This window comes from Pantoea folii, assembly GCF_056678875.1.
The window spans coordinates 1-19,814 of record NZ_JBWXON010000030.1 but is presented as its reverse complement, the minus strand read 5'-3'; the positions used below and the strand labels follow the sequence as shown (position 1 = coordinate 19,814).

The window sequence follows — 19,814 nt, the reverse complement described above, 5'->3', positions numbered from 1 at the left end:
AATTGTTGATCTTTTGTCAAATCAGATAATTAAAAATGTATGAATTGTGAAATTCGTGAGTCGGATCACTGTTCAGCCTAAATGTGACCAAAGAGATTGTAGGGGAATTGTAATCAGAATGTGATCCTCCTATACTGCCGCCAGGTCTCCGGAATACCCTGACACCAGGAGCCACCCAGCGTTTTTTTCGCTTCACTTAACACTGGATGTTGCTTTTTTGGTGGCGGTTGCAGTCTGAACACGCGCTGTGCTCTGATGCGACTCAGGTCCGGAGGAAGCAAAATAAAAAAGAGCTGTGTGGGCAAAACCGTGAAAAAACAAAGACCTGTTAACTTGGATCTCTCGACGATCCGGTTTCCCGTTACTGCAATATCGTCCATTCTCCACCGCGTCTCCGGCGTGATCACCTTTGTCGCTCTCGGAATACTGCTCTGGTTACTGGGTCTCTCTCTCTCTTCTCCTGAAGGCTTCCAGCAAGCGGCTTCCATCATGGACAGCTTCTTCGCCAAATTCATCATGTGGGGCATCCTGACTGCGCTGGCGTACCACGTCGTGGGCGGTATTCGTCACATGCTGGCTGATTTTGGCTTTATGGAAGAAACCCTGCAGGTGGGAACCCGTTCCGCGCAGGCGGCTTTTGGTATCACTTTCGTGCTCTCAATTTTGGCTGGAGTCCTCGTATGGTAAGCAATGCTTCTGCATTAGGACGCAACGGTATTCATGACTGGCTGTTACTGCGTGCTGCTGCAATCTTAATGACGCTCTACATCATCTACCTCCTTGGTTTTGTGGTGATGACCGGCACCCTGACCTATGACGCCTGGCACGGCTTCTTCGCCTCTGCCTTCACGAAAGTGTTTACGATACTGACGCTGTTCTCGATTCTGGTCCACGGCTGGATTGGTATGTGGCAGGTCCTGACCGACTACGTTAAACCAGTAGCAACCCGCTTGCTGCTGCAGTTTGTGATTGTGGTCGCGCTGTTGTCGTATGCCGTTTATGGAATCGTTGTTGTGTGGGGTGTGTAAATGAGTTTGCCAGTCAGAGAATTTGATGCCGTGGTGATCGGCGCGGGTGGCGCGGGAATGCGCGCGGCTCTGCAAATCTCCCAATCGGGCCAGACTTGTGCCCTGTTATCCAAAGTTTTCCCAACCCGTTCTCATACCGTATCGGCGCAGGGCGGTATTACCGTTGCGCTGGGTAACACCCATGAAGATAACTGGGAATGGCATATGTACGATACCGTCAAAGGCTCCGACTATATCGGTGACCAGGACGCGATCGAGTATATGTGTCACGTCGGTCCGGAAGCGATTCTGGAACTGGAACACATGGGGCTGCCTTTCTCCCGTCTTGATGACGGCCGCGTATATCAGCGTCCGTTTGGTGGTCAGTCGAAGAACTTCGGCGGTGAGCAGGCGGCGCGTACCGCTGCGGCAGCCGACCGTACTGGCCACGCACTGCTGCATACCCTGTATCAGCAGAACCTGAAAAACAAAACCACCATCTTCTCCGAATGGTATGCGCTGGATCTGGTGAAAAATGAAGACGGTGCGATTGTCGGCTGTACCGCTATCTGCATGGAAACCGGTGAAACCGTTTACTTCAAAGCGAAAGCGACCATTCTGGCAACGGGCGGTGCAGGCCGTATTTACCAGTCCACCACTAACGCGCACATCAACACCGGTGACGGCGTAGGTATGGCGCTGCGTGCCGGTGTGCCGGTGCAGGATATGGAAATGTGGCAGTTCCACCCAACCGGTATCGCCGGTGCGGGTGTGCTGGTAACTGAAGGTTGCCGTGGTGAAGGTGGATACCTGCTGAACAAACACGGCGAACGCTTCATGGAGCGTTATGCGCCAAACGCCAAAGACCTGGCAGGTCGTGACGTGGTCGCACGCTCCATGATGGTGGAAATTCGTGAAGGCCGTGGTTGTGACGGTCCATGGGGCCCGCACATCAAGCTGAAACTCGATCATCTGGGCGCAGAAGTTTTGGAATCGCGTCTGCCGGGTATCCTTGAGCTGTCGCGTACCTTTGCGCACGTCGATCCGATTAAAGAGCCGATTCCGGTTATTCCAACCTGCCACTACATGATGGGCGGCGTGCCGACCAAAGTGACCGGTCAGGCGCTGCGCGTGAATGAGCAGGGTGAAGACGAAGTGATTCCGGGCCTGTTCGCGGTGGGCGAAATTGCTTGTGTATCAGTACACGGCGCTAACCGTCTCGGCGGTAACTCGTTGCTCGACCTGGTGGTATTTGGCCGCGCGGCGGGTGTGCACCTGCTGGAGTGTCTGGAAGAGCAGGGTGAACTGCGCGAAGCCACGCAGGAAAACATTGATGCCGCCATGGCGCGCTTCAACCGCTGGGAAAACAACACCACGGGTGAAGATCCGGTTGAAATCCGTAAAGCGTTGCAGCGTTGCATGCAGAACAACTTCTCGGTCTTCCGCGAAGGTGATGCGATGCGTGAAGGTCTGGAAGAGCTGAAAGTGATTCGTGAACGTCTGAAGTCAGCGCGTCTTGATGACCGTTCGCCAGATTTCAACACCCAGCGTATCGAGTGCCTTGAGCTGGATAACCTGATGGAAACCGCGTACGCCACGGCGGTCGCCGCAAACTTCCGTACCGAAAGCCGTGGCGCACACAGCCGCTTCGACTACCCGGAACGTGATGATGCTAACTGGCTGTGTCACAGCCTCTATGTTCCGCAAACGGAAAGCATGACGCGCCGTGAGGTGAACATGCAACCGAAACTGCGTGCGGCCTTCCCGCCGAAAGCGCGTACCTACTAATTGCGGAGATCATCATGAGACTCGAATTTTCTATCTATCGTTACAACCCGGAAGTCGATGACAAGCCGCGTATGCAGGAATACACGCTGGAGTCAGAAGACGGTCGTGACATGATGTTGCTGGACGCGTTGATTCGTCTGAAAGAGAAGGACCCAACGCTGGCCTTCCGTCGCTCATGCCGTGAGGGTGTTTGCGGTTCTGACGGCCTCAACATGAACGGTAAAAACGGTCTGGCCTGCATCACGCCAGTCTCCGCACTGGGTAATGGCACGAAGAAAATTGTTATCCGTCCACTGCCTGGTTTGCCGGTGATCCGCGACCTCGTCGTTGATATGGGACAATTCTATACGCAGTATGAGAAGATTAAGCCTTTCCTGTTGAATAATGGGGAAAATCCGCCAGCACGCGAGCATCTGCAGACCCCGGCAGACCGTGAGCACCTGGATGGATTGTACGAGTGTATTCTGTGCGCTTGCTGCTCGACCTCGTGCCCATCGTTCTGGTGGAACCCGGACAAGTTCATCGGTCCGGCAGGTTTGTTAGCCGCTTACCGTTTCCTGATCGACAGCCGCGATACCGAAACCGATGCGCGTCTGGACAATCTGAACGATGCTTTCAGTGTATTCCGCTGTCACAGCATCATGAACTGTGTGAGCGTGTGCCCGAAAGGACTAAACCCGACGCGCGCTATCGGCCATATTAAGTCGATGCTGCTGCAACGCGGGGCGTAACACACTGAAGTCACTGTCCGGGAACTTAAGGTTCCCGGCAGTTTACGGAAGCCTTTATAAGCGCGGTACTGACCACGCTTATAAAGGTTCCCTTACGGGCCAGGCGCCGGTTGCGCACAGGTTCGTATCGCTGAACTCACTACGGCAAGCCGCGAAAGCGGCAACAAATGAAACCTCATAAAAAGCAGATTAATGCTTAAGGGATCACAATGCAGAACAGCGCGATGAAACCCTGGCTGGACTCCTCCTGGCTGGCCGGCGCGAACCAATCCTACATAGAGCAACTCTATGAGGATTTCCTGACCGATCCTGACTCAGTTGATGAAATGTGGCGCGAGCTGTTCCAACAGCTGCCCGGCACTGGCGTGAAACCTGAGCAGTTTCACTCCACCACGCGTGATTACTTCCGCCGCCTGGCAAAAGATGCGACCCGCTACACATCCTCAGTCACCGATCCGGCTACTAATTCCAAACAGGTTAAAGTGCTGCAGCTGATCAATGCGTTCCGCTTCCGCGGCCATCAGCACGCTAACCTCGATCCGCTCGGCCTGTGGAAACAAGATCGGGTTGCGGATCTTGACCCTTCTTATCACGATCTCACCGACGCCGATTTTCAGGAAAGCTTTAACGTAGGTTCCTTTGCCATTGGTAAAGAGACCATGAAGCTGGCTGATCTGTTCGCGGCGCTGCAGCAGACCTATTGTGGCTCGATTGGTGCAGAGTACATGCACATCAACAACACCGATGAGAAACGCTGGATTCAGCAGCGTCTGGAATCGGTGGTCGGCCATGCGTCATTCAGCAGCGACGAGAAAAAAGGTTTCCTGAAAGAGCTGACCGCGGCTGAAGGTCTGGAAAAATACCTCGGCGCGAAATTTCCAGGTGCAAAACGCTTCTCACTGGAAGGCGGTGATGCACTGGTGCCGATGCTGCGCGAAATGATCCGCCATGCAGGCAAAAGCGGCACGCGTGAAGTGGTACTGGGGATGGCACACCGTGGTCGTCTCAACGTCCTGATCAACGTACTGGGTAAAAAGCCACAGGATCTGTTTGACGAATTCTCCGGCAAACACAAAGAGCACCTTGGCACTGGCGACGTGAAGTACCACATGGGCTTCTCGTCTGACGTTGAAACCGAAGGTGGTTTAGTGCACCTGGCGCTGGCGTTTAACCCGTCACACCTCGAAATCGTAAGCCCAGTGGTCATGGGTTCGGTGCGTGCACGTCTGGATCGTCTGGCTGAGCCAAGCAGCAACAAAGTTCTGCCGATCACCATCCACGGTGATGCGGCGGTGATCGGCCAGGGCGTGGTGCAGGAAACCCTGAACATGTCTGCGGCGCGCGGTTACGAAGTGGGCGGTACCGTTCGCATCGTGATTAACAACCAGGTAGGTTTCACCACCTCGAACCCGAAAGATGCGCGTTCAACGCCTTACTGCACCGACATCGGCAAGATGGTGCTGGCGCCAATCTTCCACGTGAATGCGGACGATCCAGAAGCGGTGGCCTTCGTGACTCGCCTGGCGCTGGATTATCGCAACACCTTTAAACGCGACGTGTTTATCGATCTGGTGTGCTACCGCCGTCACGGCCATAACGAAGCGGATGAGCCAAGTGCAACCCAGCCGCTGATGTACCAGAAAATCAAGAAACACCCAACGCCACGTAAGATCTACGCCGATCAGCTGGAAAGCGAAGGTGTGGCGACGTTAGAAGATGCGACCGAACTGGTCAATCTCTACCGTGATGCGTTGGATGAAGGCGAATGCGTGGTGCCAGAATGGCGTCCGATGAGCCTGCACTCCTTCACTTGGTCGCCGTACCTGAACCACGAGTGGGATGAAAACTATCCTGCCACGGTTGAGTACAAACGCCTGCAAGAGCTGGCGCGCCGCATCAGCAGTGTACCGGAAGCCGTCGAAGTGCAGTCGCGCGTGGCGAAGATTTACAACGACCGTAAAGAGATGGCGGAAGGCAACAAGCCATTTGACTGGGGCGGCGCGGAAAACCTGGCGTACGCCACGCTGGTAGATGAAGGCATTCCTGTTCGTCTGTCGGGTGAAGACTCCGGCCGTGGCACCTTCTTCCACCGTCATGCGGTGATCCACAACCAAACCAACGGCTCAACCTATACCCCGCTGCACCATGTCCATAACGGCCAGGGTCAGTTCAAGGTCTGGGATTCCGTGCTGTCAGAAGAAGCGGTACTGGCCTTTGAATACGGCTATGCCACCGCAGAACCGCGCGTGCTGACCATTTGGGAAGCGCAGTTCGGCGACTTCGCCAACGGTGCTCAGGTGGTGATCGACCAGTTCATCAGCTCCGGCGAGCAGAAGTGGGGCCGTATGTGTGGCCTGGTGATGCTGCTGCCACACGGTTATGAAGGCCAGGGTCCAGAGCACTCCTCTGCGCGTCTGGAGCGCTATCTGCAACTCTGTGCTGAACAGAACATGCAGGTATGCGTGCCGTCAACGCCAGCACAGGTTTACCACATGCTGCGTCGTCAAGCGCTGCGCGGTATGCGCCGTCCGCTGATTGTGATGTCACCGAAATCGCTGCTGCGCCATCCACTGGCGGTCTCCAGCCTGGAAGAGCTGGCCAATGGTAGCTTCCAACCGGCGATTGGCGAGATTGACGATCTGGATCCGAAGCAAGTGAAACGCGTGGTGATGTGTTCCGGTAAGGTTTATTACGATCTGCTGGAACAGCGTCGCAAGAATGAGCAGACCGATGTCGCCATCGTGCGTATCGAACAGCTCTATCCGTTCCCGCACAAAGTGGTGCAGGACGTATTGAAAAATTATGCACATGTGCAGGATTTCGTCTGGTGTCAGGAAGAGCCACTGAATCAGGGCGCATGGTATTGCAGTCAGCATCATTTCCGCGAAGTGGTTCCCTTCGGTGCGTCACTGCGTTACGCAGGTCGTCCGGCTTCTGCTTCACCAGCCGTGGGCTACATGTCCGTACATCAACAACAGCAGCAAGACCTGGTTAACGACGCGCTGAACCTTGGTTAATTAAAAGGAAAGAAAATGAGTAGCGTAGAAATTCTGGTTCCCGATTTGCCTGAATCCGTAGCGGACGCAACGGTTGCAACCTGGCACAAAAAACCCGGCGATGCGGTCAGTCGCGATGAAGTACTGGTTGAGATTGAAACGGACAAAGTTGTGCTTGAAGTGCCTGCTTCAGCAGACGGTGTACTGGAAGCGATTCTGGAAGACGAAGGCGCTACGGTGCTCTCGCGCCAGCTGTTAGGCCGCCTGGTGGAAGGCAACAGCGGTGGTAAAGAGACCTCTGCGAAAGTAGAAACGAAAGAAGCGACACCAGAACAGCGTAAAACCGCGTCTCTGGAAGAAGAGAGCAACGATGCGCTGAGCCCTGCGGTTCGTCGCCTGATCGCTGAAAACAACCTCGACGCGAGCCAGATTAAAGGCACCGGTGTCGGCGGTCGTCTGACGCGTGAAGATGTTGAGAAGCATGTCGCGAAGAAAGCTGACGGCGCGAAAGCGGCGCCTGCAGCAGCGGCCGCGGCACCACAGGCTGCTGTGGCTAACCGCAGCGAAAAACGCGTACCAATGACGCGTCTGCGTAAGCGTGTGGCTGAGCGTCTGCTGGAAGCGAAAAACAGCACCGCGATGCTGACCACCTTCAACGAAATCAACATGAAGCCGATCATGGATCTGCGTAAGCAGTACGGCGACGCGTTTGAGAAACGTCACGGTGTGCGTCTGGGCTTCATGTCCTTCTACATCAAAGCGGTGGTTGAAGCCCTGAAACGCTATCCAGAAGTGAACGCTTCTATCGATGGCGAAGATGTGGTTTACCACAACTACTTCGACGTCAGCATCGCGGTGTCTACGCCGCGCGGCCTGGTAACCCCAGTGCTGAAAGATGTTGATGCGCTGAGCATGGCTGACATCGAGAAGAAAATTAAAGAACTGGCGGTGAAAGGCCGTGACGGTAAGCTGACGGTTGACGAGCTGACCGGCGGTAACTTCACCATCACCAACGGCGGTGTGTTCGGTTCTCTGATGTCTACCCCGATCATCAACCCACCGCAGAGCGCGATTCTGGGCATGCACGCGATCAAAGAGCGCCCGATGGCGGTCAATGGTCAGGTTGTGATCCTGCCAATGATGTATCTGGCACTCTCTTATGACCACCGTCTGATCGATGGCCGTGAATCCGTGGGCTATCTGGTCGCGGTGAAAGAGATGCTGGAAGATCCGGCACGTCTGCTGCTGGACGTCTAATTTTCGCCGGGCGCATCGCACAACGGTGCGCCCAAACTCATATCTGAATGGATAGAACATCATGAACTTACATGAATACCAGGCGAAGCAGTTGTTTGCTCGCTATGGCATGCCAGCTCCAACTGGTTACGCCTGCGCTACGCCACGTGAAGCAGAAGAAGCCGCCTCTAAAATTGGCGCAGGTCCGTGGGTAGTAAAATGTCAGGTACATGCCGGTGGCCGCGGTAAAGCGGGTGGCGTGAAAGTGGTGAACAGCAAGGAAGATATCCGTGCATTTGCTGAGCATTGGTTGGGCAAGCGTCTGGTGACCTACCAAACTGATGCTGATGGCCAGCCGGTAAACCAGATTCTGGTTGAAGCCGCGACTGACATCGACCAGGAACTGTATCTGGGTGCGGTAGTTGACCGTGCTACCCGTCGCGTGATCTTCATGGCTTCCACCGAAGGCGGCGTGGAAATCGAGAAAGTGGCGGAAGAAACCCCGCACCTGATCCACAAAATGGCATTGGATCCGCTGGCCGGACCTCAGCCATACCAGGGTCGTGAGTTGGCGTTCAAACTGGGCCTGTCCGGTAAGCAAGTTAGCCAGTTCACCAAAATCTTCATGGGTCTGGCGACCATGTTCCTGGAACGCGACCTGGCGATGGTTGAGATCAACCCGCTGGTGATCACCAAGCAGGGCGACCTGATCTGCCTCGATGGCAAACTGGGCGCCGACGGTAACGCATTGTTCCGTCAGCCTGAGCTGCGTGAAATGCGCGATCCAAGCCAGGAAGATCCACGTGAAGCACATGCAACACAGTGGGAACTGAACTACGTTGCGCTGGATGGCAACATCGGCTGTATGGTGAACGGTGCCGGTCTGGCAATGGGTACCATGGACATCGTGAAACACCACGGTGGCCAGCCAGCTAACTTCCTTGATGTCGGCGGCGGCGCGACCAAAGAGCGCGTAACCGAAGCCTTCAAAATCATCCTGTCTGACGATGCCGTTAAAGCGGTATTCGTTAACATCTTCGGCGGCATCGTGCGTTGCGACCTGATCGCAGACGGCATCATCGGTGCAGTTGCAGAAGTGGGTGTGAACGTGCCAGTAGTGGTACGTCTGGAAGGTAACAACGCCGAGCTGGGCGCGCAGAAACTGGCCGACAGCGGTCTGAACATCATTGCAGCAACCAGCCTGACAGACGCTGCGCAGCGTGTTGTTGCTGCCGCGGAGGGTAAATAATGTCCATTCTTATCGACAAAAACACCAAAGTCATTTGCCAGGGTTTCACCGGTGGCCAGGGGACTTTCCACTCTGAGCAGGCTTTGGCCTATGGTACGCAGCTGGTTGGCGGTGTCACGCCAGGCAAAGGCGGCACCACGCATCTGGGTCTGCCAGTGTTTAACACCGTGCGTGAAGCGGTAGAAGCCACAGGCGCGACCGCGACCGTGATCTACGTTCCAGCTCCGTTCTGCAAAGACGGTATCCTGGAAGCCATCGACGCAGGCATCAAACTGATCATCACCATCACCGAAGGCATCCCAACGCTGGATATGCTGACCGTGAAAGTGAAGCTGGATGAAGCTGGCGTGCGCATGATCGGCCCGAACTGCCCAGGCGTGATCACCCCAGGCGAATGTAAGATCGGTATCATGCCGGGCCACATTCACCAGCCAGGCCGTGTCGGTATCGTATCCCGTTCAGGTACCCTGACTTATGAAGCCGTTAAGCAGACCACTGACATTGGTTACGGCCAGTCAACCTGCGTCGGTATCGGTGGTGACCCGATCCCAGGTTCAAACTTCATCGATATCCTGAAAATGTTCCAGGATGACCCACAGACCGAAGTGATTGTCATGATCGGTGAGATCGGTGGTAGCGCTGAAGAAGAAGCCGCAGCCTTCATTAAAGAGCACGTGACCAAGCCGGTTGTCGGCTACATCGCGGGTGTAACTGCACCGAAAGGCAAACGTATGGGCCACGCAGGCGCCATCATTGCTGGTGGTAAAGGCACCGCTGACGAGAAATTCGCCGCGCTGGAAGCGGCCGGTGTGAAAACCGTACGCAGCCTGGCTGACATTGGCGACGCCGTTAAAGCAGTTCTGCCAATCAAATAAGTCATCACTGTGGATGCGCATGAAGCCACCTTCGGGTGGCTTTTTTATGCCTGAAAGGGAGGGGAAGCCAGTGGCAACAGCGCCCTGTGCAGAGTCACACAAAAAGCAGGGAAAAACCGTAACGGAGATAAAATCTGCGGCTATGCTTACTGAGTTGGTAAGGTAAAGATAAGAAAATGTGCGTGATCTCACAGGGGAAATTAAACCTGAGTATCCGGTATTAACGTTAAAAAAATACGGGAGAAGTAATTATTTCCTTAATTGCATCACGCGTTCATGACAACTAATTAACAACAACGCTAACACTACATATCTGAAAAAATATTGTCTTAATCCAGATCAATAAAGGGTGAGATATAACAAACTTTACTGCTGGCATCACGCACGACAAACGGTATAAATTGCGCTGCATCAATTCAGTCTTTTCCGCGAATTTTCAGGAGTTTGAGCCAGGCGTTGTTAGCGCAATTCTGCCGCCTTCTTGCATCACACTCCTGCTCGAAACAGATTGAAGCGATCGGTTTTTCGGGAAATTTTCAACACTGTTACTCACTCATTTCGGGCTACAGATTTCTCTGTTCTGTCAGTAATAAAACTGGAATCAATAATCAGTCGTTCCTGGATCTTATTCTGCACGTCAATGTTCGTTGTTTACCGTTGTCAGCCGCAGAGTAAATTCATGCGAGGAGCAAGGAGTCATCATGTTAGATATTGTCGAGCTGTCGCGTTTACAGTTTGCCCTGACGGCGATGTACCATTTCCTGTTCGTCCCCTTAACGCTGGGTATGGCGTTTTTGTTGGCGATCATGGAAACCGTATATGTCCTGACGGGTAAGCAAATTTATAAAGACATGACCAAGTTCTGGGGCAAGTTGTTCGGTATCAACTTTGCGCTGGGTGTCGCAACCGGTCTCACCATGGAGTTTCAGTTCGGGACCAACTGGTCATATTACTCCCACTACGTCGGCGATATCTTTGGTGCGCCGCTCGCCATTGAAGGCTTGATGGCGTTCTTCCTTGAATCCACCTTTGTTGGTCTGTTCTTCTTCGGTTGGGATCGCCTTGGCAAAGTCCAGCACCTGGCGGTCACCTGGCTGGTGGCGCTCGGTTCTAACATGTCTGCGCTGTGGATTCTGGTGGCGAACGGTTGGATGCAAAACCCGATCGCATCCGAATTTAATTTCGAAACCATGCGCATGGAGATGGTGAGCTTCTCCGAGTTGGTGCTCAACCCGGTTGCGCAGGTGAAATTTGTCCACACCGTGGCGGCAGGTTACACCGCTGGCGCGATGTTTGTGCTGGGTATCAGTGCCTGGTATCTGCTGAAAGGCCGCGATGTGGCTTTCGCTAAGCGCTCATTCGGTATCGCGGCCAGCTTCGGCATGGCGGCGATTCTGTCCGTTATCGTGCTGGGTGATGAATCCGGTTATGAAATGGGTGACGTACAGAAAACCAAACTCGCAGCGATTGAAGCCGAGTGGGAAACGCAGCCTGCACCTGCGGCCTTCACGCTGTTTGGTATTCCCGATCAGGATTCGCAGGAGAACAAGTACGCGATTCAAATCCCGTATTTGCTCGGGCTGATCGCGACGCGATCGGTGGATACACCGGTCACCGGTCTGAAAGATCTGCTGTCGCAGCATGAAGTGCGTATCCGCAACGGCATGAAAGCCTACGCGTTGCTGAATGAACTGCGCGCGGGCAGCAAAGATCCTGCGGTGCGTAGCCAGTTCGAAGCCAGCAAACAGGATCTCGGTTATGGCTTGCTGCTGAAGCGCTATACCCCGGATGTGGCGAATGCGACTGAAGCGCAGATTCAGAAAGCGACACAGGATTCGATTCCACGTGTGGCTCCGCTCTATTTCGCCTTCCGCATCATGGTGCTGTGTGGCGTGTTGCTGCTGGGCATTATCGCACTGTCATTCCTGAGTGTGATTCGCAACCGCATTGGTAAGAGCCGCTGGCTGCTCAAGGCGGCGCTGTACGGTATTCCGCTGCCATGGATTGCCATCGAATCAGGCTGGTTTGTCGCTGAGTATGGTCGTCAGCCGTGGGCGATTGGTGAAGTGCTGCCGACCGCCGTGGCGAACTCCTCACTGACCGTTGGCGATCTGCTGTTCTCAATGATTTTGATCTGCGGTCTCTACACCCTTTTCCTGGTGGCGGAAATGTACCTGATGTTCAAGTTCGCCCGTCTGGGACCCAGCAGCCTGAAGACTGGCCGCTACCATCATGAGACCGTGAAAGCGGCTGCTCAGCCCGTTCGTGGATAAGGAGAGCAACCATGTTTGATTATGAAGTATTGCGCTTTGTCTGGTGGTTGCTGATTGGCGTGCTGCTAATTGGCTTTGCGGTTACCGACGGGTTTGATATGGGGGTCGGTATGCTGACGCGCATCCTTGGCCGTACCGATACCGAACGACGTATCATGATTAACAGCATCGCCCCGCACTGGGACGGCAACCAGGTATGGCTGATCACCGCGGGTGGCGCGCTGTTTGCCGCCTGGCCAATGGTTTACGCCGCCGCGTTTTCCGGCTTCTATGTGGCGATGATTTTGGTGCTGGCTTCGCTGTTCTTCCGCCCGGTGGGTTTTGACTACCGTTCGAAGATTGAGGACATGCGCTGGCGCAACACCTGGGACTGGGGCATTTTCATCGGCAGCTTTGTACCACCACTGGTGATTGGCGTGGCCTTCGGCAACTTGCTGCAGGGCGTACCTTTCCATGCGGATGAGTATCTGCGTCTGTTCTACACCGGTAACTTCTTCCAGTTACTCAATCCGTTTGGCTTGCTGGCGGGTGTGATCAGCGTCGCGATGATCCTGACACAGGGTGCGACCTATCTGCAGATGCGTACCAACGGCGATCTGCACCTGCGTGCGCGCGGCACTGCGCAAATCAGTGCGCTGGTGATGATGGTGTGCTTCGTATTAGCCGGTGTGTGGGTGAAATACGGAATAGATGGCTATGTGGTGAAAAGCGTCATCGATCATCACGCTGCATCCAACCCGCTGGGCAAAGAAGTGGTGCGTGAAGCCGGTGCGTGGATGGTGAACTTCGAGCAGACGCCAATCCTGTGGCTGTTCCCGCTGCTTGGTGTAGTGCTGCCGCTGCTGACCGTGCTCTGTTCGCGCATGGAGAAGGGCGCCTGGGCGTTTGTCTTTTCTTCATTGACGCTGGCATGCGTCATCATGACTGCAGGCATCGCGATGTTCCCGTTCATTATGCCTTCCAGCACCGTGCCGGGCACTAGCCTGACCATGTGGGATGCCACCTCAAGCCTGCTGACGCTGAAAGTGATGACCTTCGCCGCCATCATCTTTGTCCCGATTATCCTCGCCTATACCGCGTGGTGTTATTACAAGATGTTTGGCCGTATCACCAAAGAACACATTGAGAGCAATACGCACTCCCTGTACTGATTAAGGAGATTGAGCATGTGGTATTTTGCCTGGATTCTTGGCACTTTGCTGGCCTGTGCGTTTGGCGTGATCACGGCGCTGGCGATTGAGCAAGCAGAAGAGAGTGGCGCAAAGGATAAACAACACTGATGCGCACACTGATTCAGACGCTGTATCGTCTGATGGACAAGGGCCCGTTACGGGCCCTTTCGCTGATACTGGCGCTGTGGCTGGCGGGCTGTGTTATCTGGCAACCGTCACGCTTTGCCGCCCGCACGAGCGACTTAGCCATCTGGCATGGATTATTGATGATTTGGGCGGTGTGCACCGGCGTGATTCATGGTACGGGCTTCCGTCCATTGCAAACGCGTTGGCGAGCCGTGTTTTCACCGTTGCCTGCGATGATCGTACTCATTCTGGGAATCTATTGGTTCTATCATTGAGTCCCCGAGGCTGTTTTTATCCGCTTTATTCGGGCGCTGACGTGAGTTTATGTCAGCGCCTGGTCAAGAAATATCCTGAAATTCCTTCCAGTTGTTAACGTGTGATAATTATTTTCTCCTGGCTCTGGCGGACCATTCCCAAGCCGATCTCACTTGCGTATAGTAGCAACGTTTAAAATGAGACCGGGATGTAGAGTGAGTACAACGCTGTTTCGCTGGCCGGTTCGGGTCTATTACGAAGACACCGACGCCGGTGGTGTGGTTTACCACGCCAGTTATCTTGCTTTCTATGAACGAGCACGTACCGAGATGTTGCGCCAGCACCATTTCAATCAACAAGCCCTGTTAGAAGAACAGGTGGCGTTTGTGGTACGACGCATGACGATAGACTTTGTTGCCGCAGCACGTCTTGACGATCTTCTGGATATCCAGAGTGAAGTGACCGCCATGACTCGCGCCACCATGACGTTCTCGCAGCGTATCGTGAATGCAGAAGGCAAAGTGCTGAATGAAGCAGAAGTCCTGATTGCCTGCATCAACCCACATCTAATGAAGCCGATTGCGCTTCCCAAGTCTATTGTCGCGGAGTTCAAGCAGTGACTGACATGAATGTTCTTGATTTGTTCCTGAAGGCGAGCCTTCTGGTCAAACTTATCATGTTGATTTTGATCGGCTTTTCTATTGCCTCATGGGCGATCATTATTCAGCGCACGCGCATCCTGAATGCGGCGGGTCGCGAAGCCGAAGCCTTTGAAGATAAGTTCTGGTCAGGCATCGAGTTATCGCGCCTGTATCAGGAAAGCCAGGGACGCCGCGATGAGCTGGGCGGATCTGAGCAAATTTTCTATTCGGGCTTCAAAGAGTTTGCCCGTTTGCACCGTGCTAACAACCACGCGCCAGAAGCGGTGGTCGAGGGCGCCAGCCGTGCGATGCGCATCTCAATGAACCGTGAGCTGGAAGCGCTGGAAAACCACATTCCTTTCCTTGGCACCGTTGGTTCCATCAGCCCGTATATCGGTCTGTTCGGTACGGTGTGGGGGATCATGCACGCCTTTATCGCGCTTGGCGCGGTGAAACAGGCGACGTTGCAGATGGTTGCGCCGGGTATTGCCGAAGCGCTGATCGCCACTGCCATCGGTTTGTTCGCGGCCATTCCTGCCGTTATGGCGTATAACCGTCTGAACCAGCGCGTCAACAAGCTGGAGCAGGGCTACGACAACTTTATGGAAGAGTTCACGGCTATCCTGCATCGTCAGGCTTTCTCCACCGACAACACGAAGTAAGTCGAGGTTAACGATGGCCAGAACCCGTGGTCGCGGGCGCCGCGACCTTAAGTCGGAAATCAACATAGTTCCACTGCTGGACGTACTGTTGGTGTTGCTGCTCATCTTCATGGCAACTGCGCCGATTATTACGCAAAGCGTGGAAGTGGATCTGCCTGATGCGACCGACTCGAAAACGGTCTCAACGGATGATAATCCCCCGGTCATTGTTGAAGTGGCTGGCGTCGGGCAATACAGCCTGGTGGTGGATCACGATCGTATGACGCAGCTGCCGCCGGAACAGGTGGTGAGCGAAGCACAGCGTCGCATTGAAGCCAATCCGAAGACGGTGTTCCTGATTGGTGGAGCGAAAGACGTGCCTTACGACGAAATCATCAAGGCGTTGAACCTGTTACATCAGGCAGGCGTGAAATCTGTCGGTTTGATGACACAGCCGATTTAAAGCGAACCGTTTTTGGGATCCGAGAGTGTCGAAGGTAACCGAGCAGAACGACAAGTTAAAACGCGCGATAATCATTTCGGTGATTCTGCACATCGTGCTGATCGCCCTGCTGATCTGGAGCTCGTTTAACGAAAAGATCGAATCCAGCGGCGGTGGCGGCGGCAGTGACATTGATGCCGTGATGGTCGATTCCGGCGCGGTGGTTGAACAGTACAACCGCCAGCAGAATCAGCAACGCGACAGCCAACGTGCCGAGCAGCAGCGCCAGAAACAATCACAGCAGCAGGCTGAAGAGTTACAGCAGAAGCAAGCCGCTGAGCAGCAGCGCTTGAAAGAGATGGAAAAAGAGCGTTTGCAGGCGCAGCAGGAAGCCAAAGAGCAGGCCAAACAGCAAGCTGAGCAGCAGAAAGCCGCTGAAGCAGCTGCGAAGCAGGCGCAGGATCAGCAGAAGGCAGCTGAAGCGGCCGCCGCAAAAGCTAAGGCCGACGCCAAAGCTGAAGCGGATGCGCAAGCTAAAGCGGCGGCAGATGCCAAAGCCAAAGCGGTAGAAGAGGCGAAGCAGGCTGCAGCGGACGCGAAGAAGAAAGCGGACGAACAGGCCAAAGCAGCGGCTGCTGAAGCGGCGAAAGAGAAAGCGGTAGAGCAAGCCAAAGCCGCCGCCGAAGCGAAAGCGCAAGCTGCCGCCGAGGCCAAAGCGCAGGCTGCTGCGGACGCTAAAGCGAAAGCGGCTCAGGAAGCGAAAGAAGCGAAAGAGCAGGCTGCCGCAGAAGCAAAAGAGAAAGCCGCTGAGGCAGCGAAAGAGAAAGCGGCTGCCGACGCGAAAGCTAAAGCGGATGCTGCCGCGAAAGCGAAAGCTGATGCAGCAGCCAAAGCGAAAGCAGCCGCAGATGCTAAAAAGAAAGCCGCTTCTGAAGCTGCCAAGAATGAAAGTGACGTTGATGACCTGTTAGGTGGTCTCTCGTCCGGTAAGAATGCACCGAAAAGTGGCACGGCCTCTGGCGGTGCGGCAGGGCAGGGGAATCAGAAGAAAGCGGGTGCATCAGGCGCTGAGATTAACTCTTATATGGGCCAGGTCGTTGGTGCGATTCAAAGTCGCTTCTACGATGCGGATACCTTTAAGGGTAAAGAGTGTAATCTGCGTATCAAATTGGCACCTGACGGTTTGCTGATTGATGTCAAAGCAGAAGGTGGCGACCCGGCATTGTGCCAGGCTGCAATCACCGCCGCGAAGCAGGCTCGAATTCCTAAGCCGCCATCGCAAGCGGTGTATGAAGTGTTTAAAAACGCCCCAATGCGTTTCAAACCGGAATAATGCAGTAACTCACGGCAGGTTGAACTAAGGTTAGCTTGCCGTAATTTATGAACACTCGTGTTTTTCAGGAACTGTGCGAATTATCGTGGACTCAGGTTCAGATAAGGGAGAAAAGATGAAGCAGGCACTTCGTGTAACCTTAGGTTTTTTTGTACTGCTGTGGGCAGCCATGCTGCACGCAGAAGTGCGCATTGAAATTACGCAGGGCGTGAACACCGCACGTCCAATTGGTGTGGTGCCGTTCAAATGGGCTGGCCCAGGCGCGGCGCCAGAAGACATTGGCGGCATCGTCGCGGCTGACTTGCGCAATAGCGGTAAATTCAACCCGCTGGATCGTTCACGTCTGCCACAGCAGCCGACCAGCGCGCAGGAAGTGCAACCTGCTGCCTGGAGCGCATTGGGTATTGATGCGGTTGTCGTGGGCCAGGTCACGCCAAACCCGGACGGTAGCTACCAGATCGCTTACCAGCTGGTGGACACTGGCGGTGCACCTGGCACGGTGCTGGCGCAGAACTCTTACAAAGTCACTAAGCAATGGCTGCGTTATGCAGGCCACACCGCCAGTGATGAAGTGTTTGAGAAGCTGACCGGTATCAAAGGCGCATTCCGTACGCGTATCGCGTATGTGGTGCAAACCAACGGCGGCCAGTTCCCGTATGAATTGCGCGTATCTGATTACGATGGCTACAACCAGTTTACCGTGCACCGTTCACCAGAACCGTTGATGTCACCGGCCTGGTCTCCAGACGGCAGCAAAGTAGCCTACGTGACCTTTGAAAGCGGTAAATCGGCGTTGGTAGTACAAACGCTGTCAAACGGTGCCATCCGTCAGGTGGCTTCTTACCCGCGCCACAACGGTGCGCCGGCCTTCTCGCCGGATGGTACAAAACTGGCGTTCGCGCTGTCTAAAACTGGCAGCCTGAACTTGTACGTGATGGATCTGGCCTCAGGTCAGACGCGTCAGGTGACCGACGGTCGCTACAACAGCACCGAACCGACCTGGTTCCCGGATAGCCAGACACTGGCCTATACCTCGGATCAGGCAGGTGCGCCTCAGATTTATAAAGTGGGTATCAACGGCGGTGCGCCACAACGTATTACCTGGGAAGGTTCTCAGAACCAGGATGCGGATGTGTCAACTGACGGCAAAACCATGGTGATGATCAGCAGCGCCGGTGGCGCTCAGCATGTCGCCAAACAGGATCTGGTAACGGGAGCCGTTCAAACAATAACGGACACGTTCCTGGATGAGACGCCAAGTCTGGCGCCTAACGGCACGATGGTAATCTATAGCTCTACTCAGGGGATGGGTTCCGTGTTGCAGTTGGTTTCAACAGATGGGCGTTTCAAAGCGCGTCTTCCGGCAACTGATGGACAGGTCAAATTCCCTGCCTGGTCGCCGTATCTGTAATGCATGAGTCCCCTGCATAGCGGGGGATGACAATGTATAGCAAACAAAATAATAGGATAAAGAAATGCAACTGAACAAAGTGCTGAAGGGTTTGATGCTGGCTCTGCCGGTAATCGCGGTAGCTGCATGTAGCTCGCACAAAAACAACAACAACGACCAGACTGGTATGGGCGCAGACAACGGCGCTTACGGTGCTGGCCAGAACGGTAACATGTCTTCTGATGAGCAAGCGCGTCTGCAGATGCAGCAGCTGCAGCAGAACAACATCGTTTACTTCGGTCTGGACAAGTATGACGTGGCTTCTGACTATGCTCAGATGCTGGATCAGCACGCAGCATTCCTGCGCGGCAACCCGTCTTACAAAGTCACCATCGAAGGTCACGCGGATGAGCGCGGTACCCCAGAGTACAACATCGCCCTGGGCGAACGTCGTGCTAGCGCAGTGAAAATGTACCTGCAGGGTAAAGGCGTTTCTGCTGACCAGATGTCTATCGTTTCTTACGGTAAAGAAAAACCAGCTGTACTGGGTCATGACGAAGCGGCTTACGCTAAAAACCGTCGTGCCGTACTGGTTTACTAAGAGCATGACATGATGAGTAACTTCAGACTTCATCTATTGAGTCTGTCGTTACTGGTTGGCGTAGCGGCCCCCTGGGCCGCTAATGCCCAGGCGTCAATCAGTAGCGTTGGCTCAGGCTCGGTCGAAGACCGTGTCACCAATCTTGAACGTATCTCCAATGCCCAGGCTCAGCTTCTGCAGCAGTTGCAGCAGCAGATGAGTGACAACCAAAGCGATATCGATTCGCTGCGCGGCCAAATCCAGCAGAACAGCTATCAACTTAATCAGGTGATTGAGCGCCAAAAGCAGCTCTATCAGCAGATCGATACGTTGAGCAGTGGTAATGCGGGCGCACAGGCGAGCGGTGGCGGTGATGCCGCAGCGGCGGGCGCAGGTGCAGCAGCGGGAAACGCTGATGCAGGTGGTAGCAATGCCAGTGGAAGTTCCGCTGCCCCTGCACAAACCGGCGATGCGAATACCGATTACAATGCGGCAGTTGCGCTGATTCTTGAGAAGAAACAGTTCGATCAGGCCATCACGGCCCTGCAGGCGTGGGTGAAGAAGTATCCTGACTCCACCTACCAGCCCAATGCCAATTACTGGCTCGGTCAGTTGTATTACAACAAGGGCAAGAAAGATGATGCCGCTTATTATTTTGCCACTGTGGTAAAAAATTACGCGAAATCGCCGAAGGCCCCGGAAGCGCTGTTTAAGGTTGGCGTGATCATGCAAGAGAAGAACGATACGGCGAAAGCTAAAGCGGTCTATCAACAAGTGATCAAACAATTCCCGACCAGCGAATCTGCCAAACTGGCGCAAAAGCGTCTGGCTGGGATGTAATTTGTGCAGCAGAGACCGGATTTCGTATGATTTCTGGTCTTGCAGCATGAAAGGTAAGCAATTGAGTGATTTGGTGATAAATAAGGGTTGCGCCCTCCCGCTAAATCAGTAATATATGCCGCCGTTGCCCGGGCAGTTTAACAAAGCGTCCGGCAGCCTGAAGATGGGTCGTTAGCTCAGTTGGTAGAGCAGTTGACTTTTAATCAATTGGTCGCAGGTTCGAATCCTGCACGACCCAC

At 54.4% G+C, this 19,814-nt stretch carries 19 protein-coding genes and 1 tRNA gene; all 20 read left to right on the top strand.

Annotation, left to right across the window (positions count from 1 at the left end):
- The first annotated feature begins 297 nt into the window (after window positions 1-297).
- The 20 genes from sdhC to AC1MDE_RS24625 all read left to right on the top strand — a co-directional run bounded on the left by sdhC (window position 298) and on the right by AC1MDE_RS24625 (window position 19,813).
- The gene (gene sdhC, locus AC1MDE_RS24720) at window positions 298-687 is read left to right on the top strand and encodes a succinate dehydrogenase cytochrome b556 subunit (RefSeq protein WP_480345160.1); all 390 of its coding nucleotides are present in this window, start codon (window positions 298-300) and stop codon (window positions 685-687) included.
- Complete coding sequence (gene sdhD / locus AC1MDE_RS24715; protein ID WP_058962135.1) at window positions 681-1,028, top strand: succinate dehydrogenase membrane anchor subunit; 348 nt, start codon at window positions 681-683, stop codon at window positions 1,026-1,028. Before sdhC ends, sdhD begins: the two co-directional genes overlap by 7 nt.
- A complete protein-coding gene (gene sdhA / locus AC1MDE_RS24710; protein WP_034829148.1) occupies window positions 1,029-2,795 on the top strand; it encodes a succinate dehydrogenase flavoprotein subunit in 1,767 nt (588 codons plus the stop codon).
- Window positions 2,796-2,809: 14 nt separating this feature from the next.
- On the top strand, window positions 2,810-3,526 hold the full coding sequence (locus AC1MDE_RS24705; RefSeq protein ID WP_034829149.1) for a succinate dehydrogenase iron-sulfur subunit: 717 nt from the start codon (window positions 2,810-2,812) through the stop codon (window positions 3,524-3,526).
- Window positions 3,527-3,735: 209 nt separating this feature from the next.
- Window positions 3,736-6,543, top strand: coding sequence for a 2-oxoglutarate dehydrogenase E1 component (gene sucA / locus AC1MDE_RS24700; protein ID WP_160832598.1), 2,808 nt, complete (start codon window positions 3,736-3,738; stop codon window positions 6,541-6,543).
- Window positions 6,544-6,558: 15 nt separating this feature from the next.
- Window positions 6,559-7,779, top strand: a complete 1,221-nt coding sequence (odhB, locus tag AC1MDE_RS24695; protein ID WP_034829152.1) for a 2-oxoglutarate dehydrogenase complex dihydrolipoyllysine-residue succinyltransferase — start codon at window positions 6,559-6,561, stop codon at window positions 7,777-7,779.
- Window positions 7,780-7,840: 61 nt separating this feature from the next.
- The gene (sucC, locus tag AC1MDE_RS24690; RefSeq protein WP_097117414.1) at window positions 7,841-9,007 is read left to right on the top strand and encodes an ADP-forming succinate--CoA ligase subunit beta; all 1,167 of its coding nucleotides are present in this window, start codon (window positions 7,841-7,843) and stop codon (window positions 9,005-9,007) included.
- Window positions 9,007-9,882: a succinate--CoA ligase subunit alpha gene (sucD, locus tag AC1MDE_RS24685; protein WP_034829155.1), complete on the top strand. Its 876-nt coding sequence runs from the start codon at window positions 9,007-9,009 to the stop codon at window positions 9,880-9,882. Before sucC ends, sucD begins: the two co-directional genes overlap by 1 nt.
- Before the next feature lie 701 nt (window positions 9,883-10,583).
- Window positions 10,584-12,155 carry a cytochrome ubiquinol oxidase subunit I gene (gene cydA, locus AC1MDE_RS24680; protein WP_058962353.1) on the top strand — a complete coding sequence of 524 codons (1,572 nt, stop codon included), beginning with the start codon at window positions 10,584-10,586 and terminating at the stop codon, window positions 12,153-12,155.
- An 11-nt stretch (window positions 12,156-12,166) separates the two neighbouring features.
- A complete protein-coding gene (cydB, locus tag AC1MDE_RS24675; protein WP_058962354.1) occupies window positions 12,167-13,306 on the top strand; it encodes a cytochrome d ubiquinol oxidase subunit II in 1,140 nt (379 codons plus the stop codon).
- Between the two features lie 15 nt (window positions 13,307-13,321).
- Window positions 13,322-13,435, top strand: a complete 114-nt coding sequence (cydX, locus tag AC1MDE_RS24670) for a cytochrome bd-I oxidase subunit CydX (protein WP_058962355.1) — start codon at window positions 13,322-13,324, stop codon at window positions 13,433-13,435.
- Window positions 13,435-13,728: a cyd operon protein YbgE gene (gene ybgE / locus AC1MDE_RS24665; RefSeq protein WP_045833524.1), complete on the top strand. Its 294-nt coding sequence runs from the start codon at window positions 13,435-13,437 to the stop codon at window positions 13,726-13,728. Before cydX ends, ybgE begins: the two co-directional genes overlap by 1 nt.
- 177 nt (window positions 13,729-13,905) lie before the next feature.
- On the top strand, window positions 13,906-14,328 hold the full coding sequence (gene ybgC, locus AC1MDE_RS24660; RefSeq protein ID WP_202404442.1) for a tol-pal system-associated acyl-CoA thioesterase: 423 nt from the start codon (window positions 13,906-13,908) through the stop codon (window positions 14,326-14,328).
- A complete protein-coding gene (gene tolQ, locus AC1MDE_RS24655) occupies window positions 14,325-15,011 on the top strand; it encodes a Tol-Pal system protein TolQ (protein WP_034829162.1) in 687 nt (228 codons plus the stop codon). Before ybgC ends, tolQ begins: the two co-directional genes overlap by 4 nt.
- A gap of 13 nt (window positions 15,012-15,024) precedes the next feature.
- A complete protein-coding gene (gene tolR / locus AC1MDE_RS24650; RefSeq protein ID WP_034829164.1) occupies window positions 15,025-15,453 on the top strand; it encodes a colicin uptake protein TolR in 429 nt (142 codons plus the stop codon).
- A 25-nt stretch (window positions 15,454-15,478) separates the two neighbouring features.
- Complete coding sequence (gene tolA / locus AC1MDE_RS24645; protein WP_034829166.1) at window positions 15,479-16,765, top strand: cell envelope integrity protein TolA; 1,287 nt, start codon at window positions 15,479-15,481, stop codon at window positions 16,763-16,765.
- Between the two features lie 115 nt (window positions 16,766-16,880).
- Entirely contained in the window at window positions 16,881-18,176 is a 1,296-nt protein-coding gene (gene tolB / locus AC1MDE_RS24640; RefSeq protein ID WP_479398125.1) for a Tol-Pal system beta propeller repeat protein TolB, read from the top strand.
- A gap of 64 nt (window positions 18,177-18,240) precedes the next feature.
- Complete coding sequence (gene pal, locus AC1MDE_RS24635; protein ID WP_034829168.1) at window positions 18,241-18,756, top strand: peptidoglycan-associated lipoprotein Pal; 516 nt, start codon at window positions 18,241-18,243, stop codon at window positions 18,754-18,756.
- A gap of 9 nt (window positions 18,757-18,765) precedes the next feature.
- On the top strand, window positions 18,766-19,575 hold the full coding sequence (cpoB, locus tag AC1MDE_RS24630; RefSeq protein WP_058962357.1) for a cell division protein CpoB: 810 nt from the start codon (window positions 18,766-18,768) through the stop codon (window positions 19,573-19,575).
- Between the two features lie 165 nt (window positions 19,576-19,740).
- Window positions 19,741-19,813, top strand: a tRNA-Lys gene (locus AC1MDE_RS24625).
- Window position 19,814 lies beyond the last annotated feature (1 nt).